At 63.1% G+C, this 19,650-nt stretch carries 23 protein-coding genes; 13 read left to right on the top strand and 10 right to left on the bottom strand.

Going from position 1 to position 19,650, the window contains the following annotated elements:
- The 3 genes from AC1DNE_RS04830 to acnA are packed head-to-tail and all read right to left on the bottom strand — an operon-like array spanning position 1 to position 4,725.
- Positions 1-906, bottom strand: a complete 906-nt coding sequence (locus AC1DNE_RS04830) for a GntR family transcriptional regulator (protein ID WP_038368530.1) — start codon at positions 904-906, stop codon at positions 1-3.
- A 1-nt stretch (position 907) separates the two neighbouring features.
- Positions 908-2,056 carry a PrpF domain-containing protein gene (locus tag AC1DNE_RS04825; protein ID WP_476840929.1) on the bottom strand — a complete coding sequence of 383 codons (1,149 nt, stop codon included), beginning with the start codon at positions 2,054-2,056 and terminating at the stop codon, positions 908-910.
- Positions 2,053-4,725 carry an aconitate hydratase AcnA gene (gene acnA, locus AC1DNE_RS04820; protein WP_476765300.1) on the bottom strand — a complete coding sequence of 891 codons (2,673 nt, stop codon included), beginning with the start codon at positions 4,723-4,725 and terminating at the stop codon, positions 2,053-2,055. The genes AC1DNE_RS04825 and acnA overlap by 4 nt, the downstream gene beginning before the upstream one ends.
- 110 nt (positions 4,726-4,835) lie before the next feature.
- Between acnA and AC1DNE_RS04815 the strand changes: the two genes are divergently transcribed.
- The 6 genes from AC1DNE_RS04815 to AC1DNE_RS04790 all read left to right on the top strand — a co-directional run bounded on the left by AC1DNE_RS04815 (position 4,836) and on the right by AC1DNE_RS04790 (position 11,046).
- A complete protein-coding gene (locus AC1DNE_RS04815) occupies positions 4,836-5,783 on the top strand; it encodes a Bug family tripartite tricarboxylate transporter substrate binding protein (protein WP_476765299.1) in 948 nt (315 codons plus the stop codon).
- A complete protein-coding gene (locus AC1DNE_RS04810) occupies positions 5,780-6,283 on the top strand; it encodes a tripartite tricarboxylate transporter TctB family protein (protein ID WP_476765298.1) in 504 nt (167 codons plus the stop codon). The genes AC1DNE_RS04815 and AC1DNE_RS04810 overlap by 4 nt, the downstream gene beginning before the upstream one ends.
- Positions 6,283-7,794 carry a tripartite tricarboxylate transporter permease gene (locus AC1DNE_RS04805; RefSeq protein WP_476765297.1) on the top strand — a complete coding sequence of 504 codons (1,512 nt, stop codon included), beginning with the start codon at positions 6,283-6,285 and terminating at the stop codon, positions 7,792-7,794. Before AC1DNE_RS04810 ends, AC1DNE_RS04805 begins: the two co-directional genes overlap by 1 nt.
- Before the next feature lie 42 nt (positions 7,795-7,836).
- Positions 7,837-8,703 (top strand): isocitrate lyase/PEP mutase family protein, encoded by an 867-nt coding sequence (locus tag AC1DNE_RS04800; RefSeq protein WP_476765296.1) that lies wholly within the window; start codon positions 7,837-7,839, stop codon positions 8,701-8,703.
- Positions 8,704-8,984: 281 nt separating this feature from the next.
- Positions 8,985-9,842 carry a L,D-transpeptidase gene (locus AC1DNE_RS04795; protein WP_476765295.1) on the top strand — a complete coding sequence of 286 codons (858 nt, stop codon included), beginning with the start codon at positions 8,985-8,987 and terminating at the stop codon, positions 9,840-9,842.
- 1,009 nt (positions 9,843-10,851) lie between these two features.
- On the top strand, positions 10,852-11,046 hold the full coding sequence (locus AC1DNE_RS04790) for a hypothetical protein (RefSeq protein ID WP_476812268.1): 195 nt from the start codon (positions 10,852-10,854) through the stop codon (positions 11,044-11,046).
- Between the two features lie 232 nt (positions 11,047-11,278).
- Here AC1DNE_RS04790 and AC1DNE_RS04785 read toward each other — a convergent pair whose 3' ends face one another.
- Positions 11,279-11,656 (bottom strand): response regulator, encoded by a 378-nt coding sequence (locus tag AC1DNE_RS04785; protein ID WP_441470801.1) that lies wholly within the window; start codon positions 11,654-11,656, stop codon positions 11,279-11,281.
- A 275-nt stretch (positions 11,657-11,931) separates the two neighbouring features.
- On the opposite strand from AC1DNE_RS04785, the gene AC1DNE_RS04780 reads away from it, so the two are divergent.
- Positions 11,932-13,497, top strand: a complete 1,566-nt coding sequence (locus tag AC1DNE_RS04780; protein WP_476840928.1) for a PAS domain S-box protein — start codon at positions 11,932-11,934, stop codon at positions 13,495-13,497.
- A gap of 452 nt (positions 13,498-13,949) precedes the next feature.
- A complete protein-coding gene (locus AC1DNE_RS04775; protein ID WP_441514340.1) occupies positions 13,950-14,180 on the top strand; it encodes a hypothetical protein in 231 nt (76 codons plus the stop codon).
- 78 nt (positions 14,181-14,258) lie between these two features.
- Here the strand turns inward: AC1DNE_RS04775 and AC1DNE_RS04770 are convergent, their stop codons facing one another.
- The gene (locus AC1DNE_RS04770; RefSeq protein ID WP_476765293.1) at positions 14,259-14,825 is read right to left on the bottom strand and encodes a CinA family protein; all 567 of its coding nucleotides are present in this window, start codon (positions 14,823-14,825) and stop codon (positions 14,259-14,261) included.
- Between the two features lie 350 nt (positions 14,826-15,175).
- On the opposite strand from AC1DNE_RS04770, the gene AC1DNE_RS04765 reads away from it, so the two are divergent.
- Genes AC1DNE_RS04765 through AC1DNE_RS04750 form a run of 4 tightly spaced genes read left to right on the top strand, consistent with a single transcriptional unit; the run spans position 15,176 to position 16,935 of the window.
- Positions 15,176-15,481 carry a GNAT family N-acetyltransferase gene (locus tag AC1DNE_RS04765; protein WP_476765292.1) on the top strand — a complete coding sequence of 102 codons (306 nt, stop codon included), beginning with the start codon at positions 15,176-15,178 and terminating at the stop codon, positions 15,479-15,481.
- Positions 15,478-15,855: a VOC family protein gene (locus AC1DNE_RS04760; RefSeq protein ID WP_476765291.1), complete on the top strand. Its 378-nt coding sequence runs from the start codon at positions 15,478-15,480 to the stop codon at positions 15,853-15,855. Before AC1DNE_RS04765 ends, AC1DNE_RS04760 begins: the two co-directional genes overlap by 4 nt.
- Positions 15,856-15,866: 11 nt before the next feature.
- Entirely contained in the window at positions 15,867-16,055 is a 189-nt protein-coding gene (locus tag AC1DNE_RS04755) for a DUF3008 family protein (RefSeq protein WP_476765290.1), read from the top strand.
- Positions 16,056-16,077: 22 nt separating this feature from the next.
- Positions 16,078-16,935 (top strand): SDR family oxidoreductase, encoded by an 858-nt coding sequence (locus tag AC1DNE_RS04750; RefSeq protein ID WP_476765289.1) that lies wholly within the window; start codon positions 16,078-16,080, stop codon positions 16,933-16,935.
- An 11-nt stretch (positions 16,936-16,946) separates the two neighbouring features.
- On the opposite strand, the gene AC1DNE_RS04745 is transcribed toward AC1DNE_RS04750, so the two are convergent.
- The 5 genes from AC1DNE_RS04745 to AC1DNE_RS04725 form a co-directional block, all read right to left on the bottom strand.
- Positions 16,947-17,192, bottom strand: a complete 246-nt coding sequence (locus AC1DNE_RS04745; RefSeq protein ID WP_476765288.1) for a hypothetical protein — start codon at positions 17,190-17,192, stop codon at positions 16,947-16,949.
- Positions 17,173-17,424, bottom strand: coding sequence for a hypothetical protein (locus tag AC1DNE_RS04740; RefSeq protein ID WP_038358059.1), 252 nt, complete (start codon positions 17,422-17,424; stop codon positions 17,173-17,175). Before AC1DNE_RS04740 ends, AC1DNE_RS04745 begins: the two co-directional genes overlap by 20 nt.
- Before the next feature lie 62 nt (positions 17,425-17,486).
- Positions 17,487-17,990, bottom strand: coding sequence for a YciE/YciF ferroxidase family protein (locus AC1DNE_RS04735; RefSeq protein WP_113255015.1), 504 nt, complete (start codon positions 17,988-17,990; stop codon positions 17,487-17,489).
- A gap of 89 nt (positions 17,991-18,079) precedes the next feature.
- The gene (locus AC1DNE_RS04730) at positions 18,080-18,616 is read right to left on the bottom strand and encodes a hypothetical protein (protein ID WP_476765287.1); all 537 of its coding nucleotides are present in this window, start codon (positions 18,614-18,616) and stop codon (positions 18,080-18,082) included.
- Between the two features lie 12 nt (positions 18,617-18,628).
- Positions 18,629-18,928, bottom strand: a complete 300-nt coding sequence (locus AC1DNE_RS04725; protein WP_476765286.1) for a PepSY domain-containing protein — start codon at positions 18,926-18,928, stop codon at positions 18,629-18,631.
- Positions 18,929-19,397: 469 nt separating this feature from the next.
- Here AC1DNE_RS04725 and AC1DNE_RS04720 point away from each other — a divergent pair, with 469 nt between their 5' ends.
- Positions 19,398-19,643: a hypothetical protein gene (locus tag AC1DNE_RS04720; protein ID WP_476765285.1), complete on the top strand. Its 246-nt coding sequence runs from the start codon at positions 19,398-19,400 to the stop codon at positions 19,641-19,643.
- The last annotated feature ends 7 nt before the right edge of the window (positions 19,644-19,650 follow it).

Here is a 19,650-nt window from a genome sequence, read left to right as displayed (position 1 = left end):
TCACGAGGATTGCAAGCCGCTCATCATGGGAGCCTTCTCCAGAGCGGCATCGGTAAGATGGAGCTGCATCCGATCCGCGGCTCCCGTCCTGTCGCCAGCCATGAGCAACTCGATGATACCAAGGTGTTCGAGGCAGACACGGCGAGCGCGCTCGCGATCGAGCGGGCGGCCATATTCCATGAGCCGCCGCAACTGGTTCAGCCTTGCCAAGGTCTGCACGAAGAAGCGGTTTCCGGACATCGCCGCGATACCCTCGTGGAAGGACGAGTTGATCTCGAAAAGCTCGATCTGCCCGAGCCGCCGATACCCTTCCTCAAGGACGAAGGTTTGCTGGTCACGCAGCGAGCGCAGCCGGTCCATGTCGGGCGCGAACTCGGGAGATCGCATCGCCGTCGGCTCCATCATCTGGCGAAAGCGATAGTTCTCGCGATAGGCGTCGAGGGTGTCGATCAGGGGCTGGAATTCCCATCCGCGCCCCTGCCGGCGCTCAACCCAGCCTTCCGAGGCCATCCTCGCCAGGATGTGGCGCAGCCGTGCCCGGGAGAGGTCATAGCGGCGGATGAGCTCGTTCTCGCTCACCACCTCTGGAAGCCTGTGGTTCAAGCGGTCCATCGCGATCGCGAGATAGGTGGCCGACGCATCTTCGCCGGCTTCCGCTTCTCCCGCTGATGCCTTTTCTCGGACAGAGAGATCCTTGAGGAAGAAGCCCTTGTTCGGCCGGCGCTCCAGGACGCCTGCCTCGGCCAGATGCGCCATCGCGGCGCGGATGGGCGTCCGGGAAGCCCCCAGCACGGGCTGCAACGAGTCCTCGGTAAGATGGTGGCCGTTTTGCCAGCCCGACGACCGCGCATGCGACAAGATCTGATTGGCCAGCTTGAGCTGCAACGTGGTCGGCTGTTGTGACATTTCAGGCCCCGTTCGACACCGGAATGGCTATCTCACCCTGCATCAAGCGCCTAGCGGTCCGGAACAGGACGGCGCTGTCAGCAGTCCACCCGCGCTCTGTCTCATGCACGACGGAGCCGACGGAAACCAGGCCGGACGGATTCGCGACGCGCACTTCACCAGCGGCATTGGCCGGCTTCGAGAGGCGGTTGGGAATCGTGCCGGCAATCTGGGTCGCCACCCCGAGATTGAGGCCGCCCGTGCCAGGGATGGCCTTGTGTGCGCGTTGCATCGAAATCATGCGTGTCGCGACATCGAACTGATCGGGCGTGAAGACTTCTCCGTCCAGGGCCTCGAACGCCACCGGAGCGGAAACCAGTGCGATGCGCGGCGTCTGGAGACCGATAGCCTCGGGCCTCGCGCCAAGGCCGGCGAGAACGCCGGCGCGGCGACGAAGAGCTTCCAGCTTGTCCATGACGCCGGGGGTGGCCTCGACCAGATCCGGGGTTTCCGCGCCGGTCAGCCCGAAAGCGGCCGCCTCGACATAGGCGATCAGGGACGTCGCATCGACGATCGAGACCTCAAAGCGGCCATCCACTCCGAGGTCGATGGTGTCGACGACATGCCCGGTGGGCAGCAATTTTCCGGTCACCGCTCCGTCGGGGTCAAGGAAATCCAGGCGAATTCGCGATCCCGGTGTCGAAACGCCCGCGATGGTGTAGTCCCCCCGGGTTTCGGCCTTGCCGTCCTTCACCTGGAAGCGGGAATGAATCAGCTTCCGGGTGTTGGTCTGGTGGATGCGGATCAGCACTTCTCCGTCCGCAGCCGGCACGAACCCCTCGTCGACCGCGAAATGGCCGACCGCTGAAGACAGGTTGCCGCAGTTGTTGGTCCAGTCTGCCACCGGCTGATCGACGGCGATCTGGATGAAGGTGTAGTCGACATCCGCATCGGGATGCGTCGGCGGCCCGATGATCACGGCCTTCGACAGCGAGGAGATGCCGCCGCCCATGCCGTCGAGCTGCCGGCCGTAGGGATCGGGGCTGCCGAGGGCAGTGACGAGCATCCTGCTGACGGTATCGCGATCCTGCGGCAGAACCTTCGCGTTGAAGAACACGCCCTTGCTCGTGCCGCCGCGGTAGAAGACGGCGGGAATGAATTGCTGGCTCATGCTGTCCTCGCGATCGGCACGCCTGTGCCCATATACTCCCTCCAGACGAAGGGCAGGATGCCCCCGTTACGCCAATAGGCGATGTCCTCGGGGGTATCGAGGCGAATGGTGAGAGGGATCTCGAACGATTGCCCATTGGCCCGGGTGATGCGGCAGGTCACTAGGTCACGAACGGAAAACTCGCGATCCAGACCCACGACGTCATAGATCTCGGAGCCGTCGAGTTCGAGCGCTTCACGGTCGACGCCATCGCCGAACTGAAGCGGCAAGACGCCCATGCCGACGAGATTGGTGCGGTGGATCCGCTCGAACCCTTCGGCGATGACCGCCTTCACGCCGAGCAGAGCCACGCCCTTCGCTGCCCAGTCGCGCGACGAGCCGCAGCCATAGTTCTTGCCCGCGATCACGACGAGCGGGGTGCCGCGATCCATATAGGCCTGTGCGGCCTCGAATATCCGCATCTGCTCGCCCTTCGGCATGACCTTGGTGAAGCCGCCTTCCACGCCGGGAACGATGCGGTTGCGCAGGCGGATGTTCGCGAAGGTGGCGCGGACAGCAACCTCATGATTGGCCCGGCGGGTGGTGTAGTTGTTGAAGTCGGCCTTCTGCACGCCGTAGGACAGAAGCAGGTCCGCCGAAGGCGTTCCGAGGCTGATTGCACCGGATGGCGAGATGTCATCGGTGGTGATCGAGTCGCCCAGAATGACCAGCGGGCGTGCGCCACGGATATCGAAGCCGCGCGCCGTCTGCGGCGAAAGCCCCTCGAAGTAAGGAGGCAGGCGCACATAGGTGCTGCCCTGCTGCCACGGGAACAGGGCGGAAGGCTTGGTCGCGAGCCTCGCCCATGGCTCGCCTCCGTCAAAGAGGTCCGCGTATTTCTCGGCGAAGACCTCGGGCGTGTAGGCCGTCGCGACCAGAGCGTCGATCTCGGCGAAGGATGGCCAGATATCGGCCAGGTACACGTCCCTGCCGTCTGCCGCGGTGCCGATCGGCTCACGGGCGACGTCGAGCGTCATCGACCCGGCAATGGCATAGGCGACGACCAGGGCGGGCGATGCCAGATAGGCGGCACGGACATTCGGGTGGATACGTCCCTGGAAGTTCCGGTTGCCCGAGAGGACTGCCGTTGCCAGGATTCCGTTGCCTTCGATCGCATCGGCGATCGGTTGGGGCAACGGCCCGGACCCTCCATTGCAGGTGGTGCAGCCGAAGCCGACGACCTGGAAACCGAGCGCGTCGAGATCCCGTTGCAATCCGCAGCGCTCCAGGATTTCGGCCACCACATGGCTTCCGGGAGCGAGCGAGGTCTTCACCCAGGGCTTCGAGTTCAGCCCCAGGCGCGCGGCGTTGCGGGCGACCAGCCCCGCGGCGATCATGCCGACCGGGTTCGAGGTGTTGGTGCAACTGGTTATGGCCGCGATCGCCAGATCGCCGTCCTTGATCGAGAAGCCGCTTCCCGCGACCGGGTGGCCCTGCCGTGAGGGTTCCCGGCCGGCGATCTCCCGGCAATGCACGGCGAACGCGGTCGCGGCATCGGCAAGATCGAAGCGATCCTCGGGATTCTTGGGGCCTGCCATCGACGGGCGGATATCGGCCAGATCTATCTCGACCACGAGGTCGAAGACGGGTGCCGGGGTCGCCTCGTCCCGCCACAGCTTCTGGGCGCGGGCATAGGCCTCGACCAGGGCAATCTGGTCGGCCGGACGGGCTGTCATTTCCAGAAAGTCGATCGAACGCCGATCGATCGGGAAATAGACGGCGGTGGCCCCGTATTCCGGCGCCATGTTCGCGATGGTTCCGCGGTCGGCGACCGAGAGCTGCTGCAAGCCGGGTCCGTAGAACTCGACGAACTCGCCGACGACACCGACCTTGCGCAGGCGCTCGGTGATGGTCAGCACGAGGTCGGTCGGCATCACGCCTTCGCGCAATCGGCCCTTGACCTCGACCCCGATGACGCGCGGCAGCGCCATCGCGACGCCCTTGCCGAGCATCACGGCCTCGGCCTCGATGCCACCGACGCCCCAGCCGAGGATTCCGAGGCCGTTGATCATCGGCGTGTGGCTATCCGTTCCGACGCAGGTATCGGGCGACGCCACCTGCATCCCCTTCAGCTCTTCCAGCCAGACGACTTGTCCGATCTTCTCGATATGGATCTGGTGCATGATGCCCTTCCCGGGCGGGACCACGCGGACGCCGTCGAAGCTTTCCGAGCACCAGCGCAGGAAGGCGAAACGCTCGGCATTCCGGCGGTACTCCATCTCCAGGTTGAGGCGTGGCGCATCGCGCGTGCCGAAGAAATCGACCTGGAGCGAATGGTCGATGACGATGTCGACGGGCACAGCCGGATTGACGACGCCGGGGTCCTTGCCCTCGCTCGCAAGCGCGTCGCGCAGTCCGGCCATGTCGACCAGCATCACTTTCGCCAAGATGTCCTGGCCGTAGATCCGCGTCGGCTTGAAGGTCAGCGCAGTGCCCACCTCGCGCGCGAGGACGGCCCGAACCTGGGCGTCGTTCGCCACACCTTCGAAGAACTGCTGCCGCAGCAGGTTTTCCAGCACGATCCGCAGCGAAAACGGCAACTGCTCGATGCCGGGATAACGAGCGATCGGCACATAGCGCGCCCTGCCGACCTCAGGCCCCAACGCGGCCAGCGTGGCTCTTTCCAACATGACGCTCCTCCGTAAACTCGTGCAGCTATTATATCTTGCATATCCAAAAAACAATAGCTACGGATATCCAAAATACAATCATTCGCCATCCAACAGGGAGGATGCGGACAATGCGCAGGACGATGCTTTCCATCGCTATGGCGGTCGGATTCGCGGGAATGGCGGTGGCGGAGCCCGCCAAGGTCATGGTTCCGGCGGGAGCAGGCGGCGGGTACGACACCACGACCCGCCTCGCGATGACCATGCTCGACAAGAGCGGTCAGTTCAAAGACGGGGCCGTGTTCACCAATAAGCCAGGCGCGGGCGGGACGCTTGGCCTCGGCGAGTTCATCCGCACCAGCAAGGGGCAGGACAACGCCCTGATGGGTATGGGCGTGATCCTGCTGGGGTCGATCATGGCGACAAAAGGTTCGCCGCAGATCGCCGAGACGACGCCGATCGCGCGGCTGACTTTCGAGTATAATGGCCTGGCGGTGCCGGCGAATTCGCCCTTCAAGACCGTCAAGGATCTCAGCGAGGCCCTGAAGGCCAATCCGGGCGCGGTGGCGTTCGGCGGCGGCTCGGCCGGCGGCGTCGATCACATCATCGCCGGGATGATCGCGAAGAATGCCGGTCTTCCGCTGCAACGGCTGAACTACATCGCCTATGGCGGCGGCGCCGAAGCCGTCACGCAGCTCGCCGGCGGCAAGATCTCCGTCCTCGTCTCCGGTGCGTCGGAGCTCAAGGGCCTGGCCGATGCCGGGCGCGTCCGGATCATCGCCGTCACCTCGGACAAGCGCCTGGCCGGTGTCGATGCCCCGACCTTGAAGGAGAGCGGCGTCGATATCGTCCTCGGCAACTGGCGCGGCATCGTCGGCGCCCCAGGCATGTCGGCCGCAGCGCGCAAGACTTGGGTCGAGCGCTTCGGAAAAGCAACCGAGAACCCGGAATGGAACGCGGAACTGGATAAGTCCGGGCTTCAGAGCGCCTATCTCGGCGGCGACGACTTCTCTGCCTTCATCGCCAGCGAGAACGCCCGGATCAAGCCGATCCTCGAGGAGCTCGGGGTTGCCAAATGACCTCGGTGGTCAAGTCCTCCCCAGCGCGACGCCCGTCGCGCTGGGGTTTGCCGGCCGGTGTCCTGATCCTCGGGGCCGTCCTGCTGCATGAGGCCACGGACCTGCCGCTGGCGCAGGCTTATGCCGGGATCGGCCCCGGTTTCTTCGTCCTCGCGATCGGCCTCATCCTCACCGCCCTGGGCCTCGCCCTCGGCTATCAGGTCATGAAGGGCACCACCTTCGAGCCCGAGGAGACCGAGGGTGCCGACGTCAGCCGGCCGATGTCATGGACAGGCTTCCTGACGGCCGCGGCGGGCGTCTTTCTGCCGGTCGCCCTTGTTGGCTATGCCGGCTTCCCCATCGGCGGAGCGGTGGCCTACGCCCTGGTCACGCGCGCATACGGATCGAAGCGGCCGCTGGTCGATGTCGTCATCGGCTTCGTCGTAACGTCGATCACCTGGTTCGCCTTCACGAAGCTCGGCGTCCAGCTCGGCGCCTTCTTCCCGCCCGGAGGCTTCTGATGTCCATTTTCGATGCGCTGATGCATGGCTTCGGGGTCGCCATGCAGCCGATGAACCTCTTGTGGGCACTGGTCGGCTGTGCGCTGGGGACTGCGATCGGCGTCCTGCCCGGCATCGGACCGGCCCTCACGATCACCCTTCTCCTGCCGGTCACCGTGAGCATGTCGCCGACCGCGGCCTTCATCATCTTCGCCGGCGTGTTCTACGGCGCCATGTATGGCGGCTCCACCACCTCGATCCTGATCAACACGCCTGGCGAATCCGGCTCGATGATCACGGCGCTCGAAGGAAACAAGATGGCAAAGAACGGCCGCGGCGCTGCGGCGCTCGCGACCGCCGCCATCGGCTCTTTCGTTGCCGGAACGATCGGCACCGTGCTGCTCACGCTCGCGGCCCCGACGATCTCGGAAATCGCCTTCGTCTTCGGACCCGCCGAGTATTTCGCGCTTGCGGTTCTGGCTTTCACCTCCGTCTCTGTCGTGCTCGGCACCTCGATCCTGCGCGGGCTGGTTTCGCTCTTCTTCGGCCTTGCGCTCGCAGTCATGGGCACCGACTATCAGGCCGGGCTGCCGCGATTGACCTTCGGCGTTCCCGAGCTGTCCGACGGTATCGGCATCACCATCGTACTGGTCGCGATGTTCGCCGTCGGCGAAATCCTCTTCGTCGCGAGCCGGCTCAGCCAGGACCCGCAGAAGCTGATCGAGGTCAACGGGCCGATCGCGATGTCGCGCGAGGATTGGCAGAGATCCTGGAAGCCCTGGCTGAGAGGGGCGGCGCTCGGTTTTCCGATCGGCGTCATGCCGGCCGGAGGATCGGAAATCCCCACGCTGCTGTCTTATACGCTCGAAAGGCGCCTCTCGAAGAAGCCAGAAGAGTTCGGGCATGGCGCGATCGAGGGCGTCGCCGGCCCGGAGGCCGCCAACAATGCGGCCGTCGCCGGCGTCATGGTCCCCCTGCTCACGCTCGGCCTGCCGACATCGGCCACCGCCGCGGTAATGCTGGCCGCCTTCCAGAACTACGGGCTCCAACCCGGGCCGACGCTGTTCACCAGCAATCCGGAATTGGTCTGGGGCGTGATCGCCTCGCTCTATATCGGCAACCTGATGCTGCTCGTCCTCAACCTGCCGATGGCGCGGGTCTGGGTGAAGCTGCTCGCCATTCCGAAACCGCATCTCTACGCCGGCATTTTGATATTTTCGCTGGTCGGCGTCTGGGGCATTTCCCAGTCCTGGGTCGAACTGCTCGCCCTCGGTCTGCTCGGCCTGGTCGGCTACGGCTTTCGCTGCTGCTCGGTGCCGATTGCGCCCGCATTGATCGGCCTCATTCTCGGCCCGATGGCCGAATTGCAGCTTCGACGCGCGCTGGCAATCGGCCAGGGCGATCCGCTGACGCTGGTCGCTTCTCCGATCGCAGCAGGTCTTCTGGTCGTCGCGGCGCTGCTGCTGCTGATCCCGCTGATTCGGCTCGTCCAAACCCGCCGCCTCGAAACCTCGACATTGCCCGCCGGCTGATTAAACCGGCATCAGAAGCGTGAACGAGTAGGAAAGACGCAAATGGTCAGCGCGCACTCGAACTTCCGCGAGCAGCTCATGAAGCGCGAAGGTCTGCTCGTGCCTGGGGCGGCGAATGCTCTTGCCGCTCTCGTTATCGCGGATCTCGGCTATGAGGCGATCTATCTCTCCGGTGCAGGGCTGACGAACACGTTTCTCGGCCTGCCGGATTTGGCGTTCATTTCTCTGCCCGAGCTCGTGCAGCACACGATGGCTATCAAGTCGGCCACCGACCTCCCCCTGATCGTTGATGCGGACACCGGGTTCGGCAACGCCTTGAACGTCAGGCACACGGTTCAATCGCTGGAGCGGGCCGGAGCCGACGTCGTTCAACTGGAAGACCAAGTTTCTCCGAAGAAGTGCGGCCATTTCTCCGGAAAGGAAGTCATTCCGGCGGAGGAGATGGCGGGAAAAATCCGCGCTGCCGTCGACGCGCGCCGTTCGCGTGAGACACTCATCATGGCTCGTACCGACGCGCGGGCGGTTGAAGGATTCGAACGTGCGGTGGAGCGTGCCCAACTCTATGAACAATCCGGCGCGGACATCATTTTCGTCGAGGCTCCGGAAAGCATCCAAGAGATGGAAAGCTTGCCGCAACTGATTGCCGCGCCGCTTCTGATCAACATCGTGGTTGGTGGAAAAACTCCGGTTGTCAGCCAGGAGCGCCTCGCTCAGATGGGGTTCGCGCTGGTGCTCTATGCCAACGTAGCTTTGCAGTCCGCGATCAAAGGCATGCAATCGGCTCTCGGGCAGCTCAAGGAGCGCGGTGAACTCGATGAGACCGGTCCGGTCGCCAGCTTTCGCGAGAGGCAGCGGTTGGTCCGAAAGCCCGAGTTCGACGCGCTGGAAAAGCGGTATAGCGCCATTTAACGCAGATGGACGCTGAATGCCCCGCTGCATGTTGATCACGGCGCCCTTGGGAAGCTGGCATCCTAGGCAACACGGACGCGGAACTCCGGGATGAAAGATCGCGTTGGCGGTACATTGGGCCAACGACGGTGATCTCAGTGCCACGAGCTGTTATCGAGCTGCTGAAGTTCTTCCGGGCAGCCTTGCTAGGTGGATGCGTCGTGCTGGCACCGGTAGCTGCGCAAGCCCTCACTTCCGACGAGGGGAACCGAGCGGGTCCCCCGGCCACCACGAAAAGCAAAGTGACGCGCCCCAACGCATCGATCGTCAAGGCTCAGGTCTTGCTGGCGCGTCAGGGGGTCTCTCCCGGGGAGATCGACGGACTGGACGGCGACAACTATCGGAAGGCCATCGACCAGTTCCGTCGCCGCAAAAATCTCGGAACCGGCGAAATCATCGACGCCGCGACCTGGCAGGCGCTCAAAGGGGACGTCAGCTCGGACATCGTCTCGGACTACGTCGTGACGAAGGACGATATCAAAACCCGGTTCGTCCGGCGCATCCCTCACGACTACGCTCGCCAGGCCCGGATGAAGCGCCTCGGCTACAGGAACGCGCAGGAGATGTTCGCCGAACGCTTTCATATGAGCGAGGGCCTTCTCAGGGTCCTCAACCCGCGAACGCATGATCGGAAGCGTGAAGAAGCGCTGCACGTCGTCTCGGTCGGTCGAACCGCTCCTTCGGACGAGGCCCGAACCGTCGAGGCCGACAAGACCAATGGCATGGTTCGAGCGCTCGATGCGACGGGGAAGGTGATCGCGATATACCCGGCCACGATCGGCAGCGAGGATACCCCATCGCCCGAGGGCGAGTATCAGGTGGTGAGGGTCGTGAAGAACCCGACCTATCACTACGATCCGGTCAAGAATTTCCAGCAGGGGAAGAACAAGCGCAAACTGGTGCTCCCCAGGGGTCCCAACAACCCGGTCGGCACGGTCTGGATCGAACTGTCCAAGCCGACCTTCGGCATTCATGGTACGCCGGAGCCTTCGAAGATCAGCAAGGCGTCATCGCATGGCTGCGTGCGGCTAACGAATTGGGATGCCGAGGAACTGGCCCAGCTTGTCAGGCCCGGCACGACGGTCCGCTTCACGCAGTAGGCAGCGCCACTGCGGCTGCTCGCTTCAACGGCGACGGGACAGGCGCCGTCCCTCGCGACTGTGGGATCGTAGGCCGATGGCCAGGCGCGAACGCAACGATATTGAAATTCGCGATGATGAAGAAGGGCCGGGTGCCATCGTTTCCTTCCCGTTCGACGCCGCTGCCGTGGAACGATTTCGGGACGCTTTTCCGAGAGCGCGCTGGAACGACGACCTGGCTGCTTGGCGGATACCGGGCACGACCGCGATGCTTCGCGTGGCGCGATGGCTCGATCGCGAGCTGCCGAGTACATTCACCCTCGTGGATGAGCGCGGCCGCGATTCCTTTTCGTCGAGCCGATCGTCAGTCCTTATCTGGAAGCCGCCGACGAGATCGTCGTGCGCACCCCTTATTCACGAACCGTCGTCGAGGAATTGCGCGCGGTTCCGTGGGCGTGGTGGAACGGAGAAGACAAGGCTTGGCACGTACCATTCCGCTCGATCGATGAACTTCGCAGGAGATGGCCGGCGATCGAGGCCGCCGCCGAACGCAGCGAGCCAGAGGCTCGAAGGCAACGGCGCGAAGCGGCGAAATCCTCGCCCGAGTACGAAGACGCCAAAGCAGCGATGACTGAGCGGCGCCGCCGGCGCTATCCTGTCCCGGCGAGCGAGCAGCCGCCGCTCGACAGAGTGGTCATGTCCCATCAAGGACCGCTCGTCGTCCTTGAGGTTACCGGCGAGGTCGTTCCCGCGGAGACCGCCGCCCGGCATTACCCTTGGAGTTCCGGACAACCCGACGATCTGGTCTGGGCATTGTGGCGTCGCCCGACGCACCACGAACTTGTGAAAACCTGGCCTGCACGACATTCCACCGCGGTGAGCGCCCTCCTCCGAGGATGGTGGCAACCTACGCTCGAGCAATTGCGCACGGCCCGGCGAGCGGCGAGCTCGTTAGAGCGCGCTCGAGAAACGCGCCGAGCGAGCAGTGCTTCACGCTTGAACCGGACCTTTGTGCCGTTTCGATGAGGAGGTGGATGCGGTTCTGGAGGAAGCCAGGAGAGATTCCCGGCAGGCGATCCGGATGGTGCTGCGCAATCTCGTCGTCATAGCGGACGACGCCGATGCTGCTTCGTCGCGCGGGTTCTTGCGCGGTCACTTTTCAGAGGGTCAGCGCCGATCGCTGCGGCAGGATGAGGACTCTTCCCTGGGCTCGAAACCACGGTGATTCGCAGGCGAGCGCCGCTGGATGAATCACGAATCATGTACCTCCACGCCCAACCTTGGCCCGGAAAGCGCTTCACCGTCGAACCACGCGGGACCTTCCCCGCGACTGGTCCGGGACGCTTCCAGTGCGAGCGAGATATACTTCACGCCAGGTTGAGGAACGAGGCCTGCCGCAGCTCGAAACAGATGGTGGCCTACGGTTCGATGGTCCGATCGATGGCCGACGGTCGCTGCTATGACGCCAATCTTCTCATGGCCGAAGCGAGGGCGTGGCGATTATAGGGCTTGGAAAAGAACAGGCCGCGATCCGGCATGTCCTCGGCGGCCACGGTGCGATGACCAGAGACTATGATGATCTCGATCGGAGGCCAACGGTCGCGAACATATTGGGCGAGCTTCACACCATCCATAGAGCCCGGCATCTCGATATCGGTGAGCACGATACGGATGTCGGACCGCGACGCCAGAATCTCTATTGCCCGGTCGGCATTGAATGCCTCCACGGCTTCGAACCCCGCCTCCTCCACCATGTCGATCGCATCCATCAGCAGAAGCGGCTCGTCTTCAACGATCAGGATAGTCGGTCTCACGTGGGGGCTCGCATGGATCATTCCGGCCTCGACGATTGGACCACAGCCGTTGCGACGGCGAACGCTAGAACCGAGCCCCAATTCGTTGAAATGGGACTGGATCGCATCAGTTCCGCCAACGGGGAGAATTGACGGGTGGACGTCATTATCCCGATCGGATGGGTGATTCACCCCAGTGGGCTTCCTCCAGACTGTAAGCGCTGCATTGACAGGACGACTTGGCAAATGATGTGTTGCCGCTCGATTTGACATGGCATCTTCAGGTGCGCTCGGATTGATTGCGCGGGGGAAGACGCTTGAACAGGGAGCAAGTGCGAGGCGCGGATGCGCGTTCCACCGAGATCGAGCGCATGCGGATGTTCAGTCGCATTGCCCGCGCTGTCGCCGGGGAATTCGACCTCGCGGAACTGGTCGGCCTCGTCACGGATGCAGCGACCAAGTGGTCCGGAGGAAAGTTCGGCGCCTTCTTCTACAATCAAGTCGACGAAAAGGGCGAAATCTACAGCCTCTACACGTTGTCGGGGGTACCGAGATCGGCCTTCGCCGATTTCGAGATGCCGCGTAAAACAGCGGTGTTTGCGCCAACGTTTGATGGCACCGGCGTCGTTCGCTCGGACGATATTCGCCAGGACCCCCGATACGGATTGAGCGCTCCGCATTTTGGCATGCCTCCCGGCCACTTGCCCGTCGTGAGCTACCTCGCGGTTCCGGTCATCTCGCGAACGGGCAGCGTTCATGGCGGCATTTTCATTGCTCACGATGAGCCTGGGCAATTCGACGAAGAGGCGGAGGAGATCGTCAAGGCGATCGCCGCTCACGCTGCCATTGCCATCGACAACGCCGCGCTTCTTGCTGAGGCGCGTCGGGAATCCGAGGCCCGGAGGGTCGCGCAGGAAGCCAACGCGAAGCTCGCGGCTATCGTAGCCCATTCCGACGATGCAATCGTGAGCAAGTCCCTCGACGGCACGATCACGAGTTGGAATGCCAGCGCCGAGCGCCTGTTCGGCTACACCGCGGAGGAAGCGATCGGGCAGCCGATAAYGATGCTGATCCCTGATGAGCGACTGCACGAAGAGGATATGATTATCGGCGGGGTTCGCGAAGGACGCCGGACCGACCATTTCGAAACCCTGCGGCGGCGCAAGGACGGATCGCTCATTCATGTGGCGCTGACCGTTTCACCGATCCGCAGCGAGGATGGCGTGATCGTCGGCGCGTCGAAAATCGCGCGCGATATCAGCGAGCGTATCCAGGCGCAGGAGCAGCAAGCCCTCCTGATGCGCGAGATGAACCACCGGATCAAGAATCTCTTTGCCCTGACCGGCGGGCTGATTTCGCTGAGCGCGCGATCGGCCACTAACGTGGACGAGTTGACCAAGAAACTTCGCGAACGGCTTACTGCGTTGGCTCGCGCTCATGATCTCACGATCTCGGCCGACGCCGAAGGCGATCGCGCCTCCACCGACCTCCTCAGCCTGGTGCGTGCACTTTTATCGCCTTACGAAGCGGAGCATCGAGAGGCGCTGGAGATTTCTGGGCCAGAGGTTTCCGTTGGAGGGTCTGCTTTGACGGCCCTTGCCTTGGTGTTGCACGAGCTTGCGACAAACGCGGCGAAGTATGGCGCGCTCTCCTCTCCGCAAGGTCGGCTCAACGTCAAGCTCGTGCGCGAAGGCGAGACGGTGAAACTCCACTGGACGGAGCGCGGCGGCCCAACGATTGCGGGAACTCCCGCGCAGGCGGGCTTCGGCAGCAAGCTCGAAAAGGCGACGCTGAGTGGACTCGGCGCGACAATCGAGCGGAAATGGGACCCCGAAGGGCTGTCGCTTTCGCTCGCTCTCCAGATGGATCGACTGAACAGCTAGGCCGACGATGTCAGTGTGAAGGCGCCTAAGCCTTCGCTCTCCTTGGCGATCGAGAGGCAATTCAACCAAAACTGTACCCAATTGTCGGATTTGGGTACAGTTTTGGAGAGATGCACCGATCACATCCGGTATTTTGACCGCCCACAGCGGGTCTCCAGATCCTCGCGCCGAAGGATCCCACACATGAGGAACTGGTCAGGGCTGGCCCGCGCGACGGCCGACCCTGCCGGGCGCCCTCCTCTGCGGATAGTGGCAGCACACCCTTGAGGAATTGCGTGTCACCCGGCGCGAGGCGAGATCCGTGGGACGCGCTCAGGAAACACGATGCCGCGGCGCTTCCGAAGATCGGTCGGGCTAAGTCCGTCTCAAATTTTTAACTTTGGCATCTTGGCAGAGCGCCGCGGCGCGCTAATTTCTCAGAAATCCTATCACCCAGCTACGGGGAAGGAACCATGCCATTCTCATCGTTGAATGATCCGGTCGATCTCGCTCGAGCGCAGGCTGCTTTGGATGCCGCGTGGGATGAAATCAGATCGACCATTCCCGATGCGCGAGATGAGAAGGAGCGGACCAGATTAGCCTATATCGTGGCCTCTCTGGTCGCCATTGCAGAAGACGAAGATGATCTGAAGAGGCGCGCAGTCGAGCGCTATCGACAGTCGGCCGAGAATACCGCCGCTTGATCATCGGAACCCCGGACATTGGCGACCTTCCAGATGGCATAAGTTTTGACAGGTATCTGCTCGGGTTACGTAGCCGGTTTAACAGGCAAGGGCCTTATTCAGAGCAGTATGGGCCGCTTCATCGCCGAGTTGCGACAGGCCAAAGGCGATAGCCGCTTGGATTGCCAGGTGAGCAAGCGCGTCTGGAGCGAGCGGACCGAACTCGCAGTGCAATGTGCGTGTTTCACCGGCCCGAGCGAAACCGACGAAAACCCGCCCGATCGGGTTTCCGTCCTCATCGGGTTCTGCGCCGGTCACGCCGGTGATGGCAATCGCGCAGTCCGCTCCACTACGTTCGAGGGCGCCGAGAGTCATTGCCTTCGCCACCTCCGCATGCACGGCGGTGCATTCCGCGAGAAGCGGCCTAGGTACGCCGACCAGCTTCTCCTTGGCTGCCTTCGTATAGGTGACAAACCCCCCGGCAAGAGCCAGGGCTGCGCCGAACGGACGGGACAGCGCATGCGCCATCGCGCCGGCCGTGCAGGATTCGACGGTCACAAGCCGGATCCGCAGGCTGCATGCCGTCGCGATCAAGCGCTCCGCCAGGACATGGAGCCCGGGAAGCGCCGAACCGTCGAATACCTTATGACTGGCGTTCTCTGACATAGCGGTGATCCGTGTGGCGGCCTGCGTAGTCGCGGTCGATCTCCTCGATGAGGCGGTCGCCGTCGTCGCGATCGACCTTGCGCAGGATGGTATCGAGCCCCTCGAAGCTGGCGGCCTGACCATGGCTCGCTAGGTCGTTGGCAGAGGGCGAACCAGCCGAAGACCCAGTGGCCGACCAGGCTGATCAGGAAGAAGCCGCCGGTCACCCAGGCAAATCTGAATCGGGTCCAGATCGAGTGTTTCATTCACCGTTCCCAGTCCCGCAGGGCTTCGAGAAGCATCGCTGCGAGAGGGAACTCCGATCGGCTGCCGGGGTTCAACCCGGACACCGCCTCTTTCAGGAGCGCCCCATGCCGACGAAACCGCCAAGCATCCGAGACGACCCTGAACACAACAGGTTCGTGATGGCGGTTCCGGGCGGGGAGGCCTTCGCAACGTATCGGCGCCTTGATGGCTACCTTATTGTTTCGCACACCGAGGTGCCGTCGAGTTTGCGCGGTCGAGGTCTCGGCTCGCAGCTTGCTGAAGCCCTGTTCGAGCGCGCACGCGGCCGCAGAGAGCGTATCGTTCCCGCCTGCTCATTCATCGCGGACTGGGCGAGGCGGCATCCTGAATACCAAGACGTTCTCGCCCAGCGGACGGAGCGGGCGCAATGATCGACCATATTTCCGTCGGCACCAATGATCTCGCGAATGCGCGCACGTTCTACGACGCGGTCCTTGCGGAACTCGGGATCCGGCTTCTCAGCAGCAGCAATCGATCGGCCGACTATGGCGTGAGCAGCATTCTCTTCAGCATCGAGACGCCCGTTGACGGCAAGAGGGCTTCCAGCGGCAACGGGACCCACATCGCTTTTGCTGCGGGTAGCCGAGAGATCGTGAACGCCTTTTACCATTCCGCGCTCGCCAACGGTGGCACCGACGCTGGCGCCCCGGGTGTACGCCCGAATTACGACGCTCACTACTATGGCGCCTTCGTCTTCGACCCCGACGGCAACAAGATCGAGGCCGTCACCCGTTCATCCAAGTGAAGGAGGACGACATGCCTGCAAAATCAGCCGCTCAACAGAAGGCCGCGGGCGCCGCGCTCGCCGCAAAGCGCAGAGACATCAAGGAAAGCGAGCTCAAGGGCGCCTCGAAGTCGATGGAAAAGTCGATGAGCGAGAGCGAACTCGAGAAGATGGCTTCGACCAAGCGCAAGGGAAAACCCGAGCACAAGAGCAAGCACTGACTCGCGTTTCGAGGAAAAAACGATGACATCACACTTCGAACCGCCCTTCCCTGAGCAGCAGCAACCGATGCCGGGGCGCACCGATGCCATGACGCCCCGACCGGACCATGGCGAGGACAGCTATGTCGGCTCGGGTCGTCTCGAGGGCAAGCGCGCCATCATCACCGGTGGCGACAGCGGCATCGGGCGGGCTGTTGCCATCGCTTTCGCGCGGGAGGGCGCGGACGTCCTGATCTCCTATCTGAACGAGGATGAGGATGCCGGGGAAACCCGCGGTTGGGTCGAGAAGGCCGGACGGAAAGCCGTGCTGGTATCCGGCGACATCCAGGAAGCGGCCCGTTGCCGCCAGATCGTCGACCGGGCCGTGGCCGAATTCGGCGGCATCGACATCCTCGTCAACAACGCTGCCCATCAGGCCAGTTTCAAGAATATCGGCGACATTTCGGACGAAGAATGGCAACTGACCTTCGCGGTGAACATCCACGCGATGTTCTACCTGACCAAGGCTGCCGTCCCGCACATGAAGCCTGGTTCCTGCATCATCAACACAGCCTCGGTGAACGCCGACAAGCCCAATCCGACCCTGCTCGCCTATGCCACGACCAAGGGAGCCATCCAGAACTTCACCGGCGGGCTGGCGCAGTTGCTGGCGGAGAAAGGGATCCGGGCCAATGCCGTAGCCCCCGGGCCGATCTGGACACCGCTGATCCCCTCGACGATGACGGGCGAGAGCGTCACGCAGTTCGGCAAGCAGGTCCCAATGAAGCGGCCGGGACAACCGGCGGAGCTCGCGACGGCCTATGTGATGCTCGCCGATCCACTCTCGAGCTACGTCTCGGGCGCCACCATCGCGGTAACTGGCGGTCATCCGATCCTGTGATGGCAGGCGGGTCAATCTTTGTTGAGCTTCCCGAGATTGCCGGGCAGGCCCGAGAAAGGAAGATCGTCCGGCTTGAGCAAGCTGTCGGACGGTTCAGGACCATGGCTCTTTTCGCCCTTGTGCGCCTCATTCCAGTGCCGGATCTTGTCCGTAAGCCGTAGAAACTCTGCTGCCTGCGGTGAACCTGCGGGCGCGTCGCTCAGCGCGGCGGCGCGCTGTACGGCAGCCTCATATTCCTCATGATTTTTGAAAGTCATGGCTGGAGTCCAATTCGGATTGGTTGCTTGCAGCAATCTCGTCGAGGAGTTCGGAGGCGGCTCGCGACAAAGCTTCCGGCGGCGCCATATCTTCCTGAAGATGCCATTCCACGAAGTCCCGGCTCTTCCCGGCTCTCTCCGCCAGAAGCGCCACCCAATCGCGGTGCGGGTAAGCTGCATTCATCCGCAGCGCGAGATCCCGGCCGGAAGTAAACGGTTCGGATGAAAGCATTAGGACTCCTGTACACTCCGAAGAGAAAAAGACCCCGCCGGATGTCCGGCGGGGCCGCGCGCTCAAGCAGCCTTGCGATTGATACCGTCCAGCGCGAGCTTGGTGAGTTTCTCGTCGGTCGCGGCTTCCTCGTCGAGGTTCTGCTTTAGGAGCGACGCGCAGTCATTGCGACCGAGCTGCTTCGCCCAGGCGACCAACGTGCCGTAACGCGTGATCTCGTAATGCTCCACCGCCTGGGCCGCGGCAATCAGCGCTGCGTCGAGCACCTGCTTGTCTTCGACTTCGCCGGCGACGTCATTGGCCTCTTCGAGGATGCCGTCGATCGCAGGGCAGGTGACGCCCTTTTCCTCAACGCCATGCAGGCGGAAAACCTCCTTCAGGCGCGTGATCTGGCCCTCGGTCTCGCGCAGATGCGTTTCGAAGCCTCGCTTGAGATCCGGGCTGGTGGCCTTTTCGACCATGTCCGGAAGCGCCTTCTTGATCTGGTTCTCGGCGTAATAAATGTCCTGAAGCGTATGGACGAAGAGGTCGTCCATCGTGGCGATGTCTTTAGAAAACCAACCCATGCCGCTCTCCATTTTGGCAGGAAAATCCCCCAGCGCTTGGTCGTTCCTGAGGGCTGGTCCGCCCTCTTCCGAAAGCCGGACGGCTTTGTTCAGATCACCGTGGAGCGATAGGGTTCGGCCGTCTCGTCGAACCGGTTCCACCCTGCTGCACGGTATTCCGCGAGACGGGCATCCCTGTCGATGGGAGATGCTCTATCGAGGATGGCCTCGACCGCCGGAACCTGCTCATCGGCAACGCGAACCGAAACAACGGTACCGCCGCGCCGAACCGTTTCGGCGTAGTAGTTGGCATCCTCTTCACTGTGGCCGGCGCTGGTCAGCGCTCCGACGATCCCGCCGGCGACGCCGCCGGCCGCGGCGCCCGCTGCCGTCGACGCGAGCCAACCTGCGGCCACCACCGGGCCGATCCCGGGAATGGCGAGCAGTCCGACACCTGCGAGCAGACCGGCTGCTCCGCCGAGTGCCGCGCCGATTCCAGCGCCTTCACCGGCATTGCTGTCATCGGCCTTGGCGTGCCGACCGACCACGCTGATGTCAGCGGCGCTGACGCCCTCGGCTTCGAGGGCTTCGACCACCGACCGGGCGGTCTCGTAGTTTTCATAGGAACGCGTCAGTGTCTGAGTCATGGGAGTCTCCGATTACTGGCGGGTGATGTTGCCGCGATAGTCGACGGTGACGTTCACTTTGGCGCCGCCATGCGTGGCGCTGCCCTTCCAGACGCCATTGGCGTCCTTCGTCAGCGGACCAATCTGCGAATAGCCGTTGGCCTCGAGACGGCTCTTCGCCTGTCCTTCGGTGAAGCTATTCGCGCCTGGAAGCGGAGCATTCTTGTCCGCTTCGCCCTTCGGCGATGGTACGGGTGAAGTCGTCGCGGTCTGAGCGAGCGCACCAAAGGAGGTCGTTGCCGCGATGAGAAACGCGAGCAAAAGCTTCTTCATGTCTAAGCTCCTCGAAACTCGTGGAATGGTCCACTGAATGCATTTCGAACGAGCTGGGCGCCATTTCTGTTCCGCCAGAATTTGGATCCGTAGCGACCAAACCGCGGGGCGTTTTCTTCATATGCCGGGGCAGCGCCAGGTAGCGGCCCCGAAGTCACCGGGCCTCTGGCGTTGGTCTTTCCGGCTTGACTCGTAAATCCATATGTTCTCTTTATGTTCTCGCATCCCGAGTGAGAACCATGACAGCAGCCGTGCCTCAGCGCCCGCCTGAACCAGACCCTTTTGCCGTTGCCGATGAGGAGATCGATGCGGTCCTGGAGGAAGCCAGCGGAGATTCCCGGGAGGCGATTCGGATGGTCCTCCGGGACTTGGCCGTCATGGCAGCCGACGCCGATGCAGCATCGTCGCGCGGGTTCTTGCGCGGTCGCTTTTCCGAGGGGCGGCGCCGTCCTCGCGTCGTCGGCGAAACATGAGACGCAAGGGTGAGCTATCGCCTGCTGAAGTCGACCGTCGCTGGCCTCACCACGTCGCCGTTGAGATCCCGCCGGGCCATGGGCTCGGCATCGTACCGGCGACCGGACCGCTCTCGTCGCTTGCTCCTCGTGGCCATGAGGTCGCCTACGACGGCAAGCGATATCGGGTGTTCTGGTTCTCCGATCCGGACCAGGCCGCGCGCTTCAAAGACATCATGGGTGGCCTCGATTTCGATCATTGAGACCGCG

It is taken from the genome of Allobosea sp. 05L423, from assembly GCF_056397745.1.
Note: the sequence above shows the minus strand (reverse complement) of the source record. Positions and strands in the feature narration are given on the sequence as shown.

Coding starts and splice junctions, on each gene's coding strand:
- AC1DNE_RS04830 (WP_038368530.1), bottom strand. CDS start 906: ATGTCACAACAGCCGACCACGTTGCAGCTCAAGCTGGCCAATCAGATC.
- AC1DNE_RS04825 (WP_476840929.1), bottom strand. CDS start 2,056: ATGAGCCAGCAATTCATTCCCGCCGTCTTCTACCGCGGCGGCACGAGC.
- acnA (WP_476765300.1), bottom strand. CDS start 4,725: ATGTTGGAAAGAGCCACGCTGGCCGCGTTGGGGCCTGAGGTCGGCAGG.
- AC1DNE_RS04815 (WP_476765299.1), top strand. CDS start 4,836: ATGCGCAGGACGATGCTTTCCATCGCTATGGCGGTCGGATTCGCGGGA.
- AC1DNE_RS04810 (WP_476765298.1), top strand. CDS start 5,780: ATGACCTCGGTGGTCAAGTCCTCCCCAGCGCGACGCCCGTCGCGCTGG.
- AC1DNE_RS04805 (WP_476765297.1), top strand. CDS start 6,283: ATGTCCATTTTCGATGCGCTGATGCATGGCTTCGGGGTCGCCATGCAG.
- AC1DNE_RS04800 (WP_476765296.1), top strand. CDS start 7,837: ATGGTCAGCGCGCACTCGAACTTCCGCGAGCAGCTCATGAAGCGCGAA.
- AC1DNE_RS04785 (WP_441470801.1), bottom strand. CDS start 11,656: ATGATCCATGCGAGCCCCCACGTGAGACCGACTATCCTGATCGTTGAA.
- AC1DNE_RS04775 (WP_441514340.1), top strand. CDS start 13,950: ATGCCATTCTCATCGTTGAATGATCCGGTCGATCTCGCTCGAGCGCAG.
- AC1DNE_RS04770 (WP_476765293.1), bottom strand. CDS start 14,825: ATGTCAGAGAACGCCAGTCATAAGGTATTCGACGGTTCGGCGCTTCCC.
- AC1DNE_RS04765 (WP_476765292.1), top strand. CDS start 15,176: ATGCCGACGAAACCGCCAAGCATCCGAGACGACCCTGAACACAACAGG.
- AC1DNE_RS04760 (WP_476765291.1), top strand. CDS start 15,478: ATGATCGACCATATTTCCGTCGGCACCAATGATCTCGCGAATGCGCGC.
- AC1DNE_RS04755 (WP_476765290.1), top strand. CDS start 15,867: ATGCCTGCAAAATCAGCCGCTCAACAGAAGGCCGCGGGCGCCGCGCTC.
- AC1DNE_RS04750 (WP_476765289.1), top strand. CDS start 16,078: ATGACATCACACTTCGAACCGCCCTTCCCTGAGCAGCAGCAACCGATG.
- AC1DNE_RS04745 (WP_476765288.1), bottom strand. CDS start 17,192: ATGACTTTCAAAAATCATGAGGAATATGAGGCTGCCGTACAGCGCGCC.
- AC1DNE_RS04740 (WP_038358059.1), bottom strand. CDS start 17,424: ATGCTTTCATCCGAACCGTTTACTTCCGGCCGGGATCTCGCGCTGCGG.
- AC1DNE_RS04735 (WP_113255015.1), bottom strand. CDS start 17,990: ATGGGTTGGTTTTCTAAAGACATCGCCACGATGGACGACCTCTTCGTC.
- AC1DNE_RS04730 (WP_476765287.1), bottom strand. CDS start 18,616: ATGACTCAGACACTGACGCGTTCCTATGAAAACTACGAGACCGCCCGG.
- AC1DNE_RS04725 (WP_476765286.1), bottom strand. CDS start 18,928: ATGAAGAAGCTTTTGCTCGCGTTTCTCATCGCGGCAACGACCTCCTTT.
- AC1DNE_RS04720 (WP_476765285.1), top strand. CDS start 19,398: ATGAGACGCAAGGGTGAGCTATCGCCTGCTGAAGTCGACCGTCGCTGG.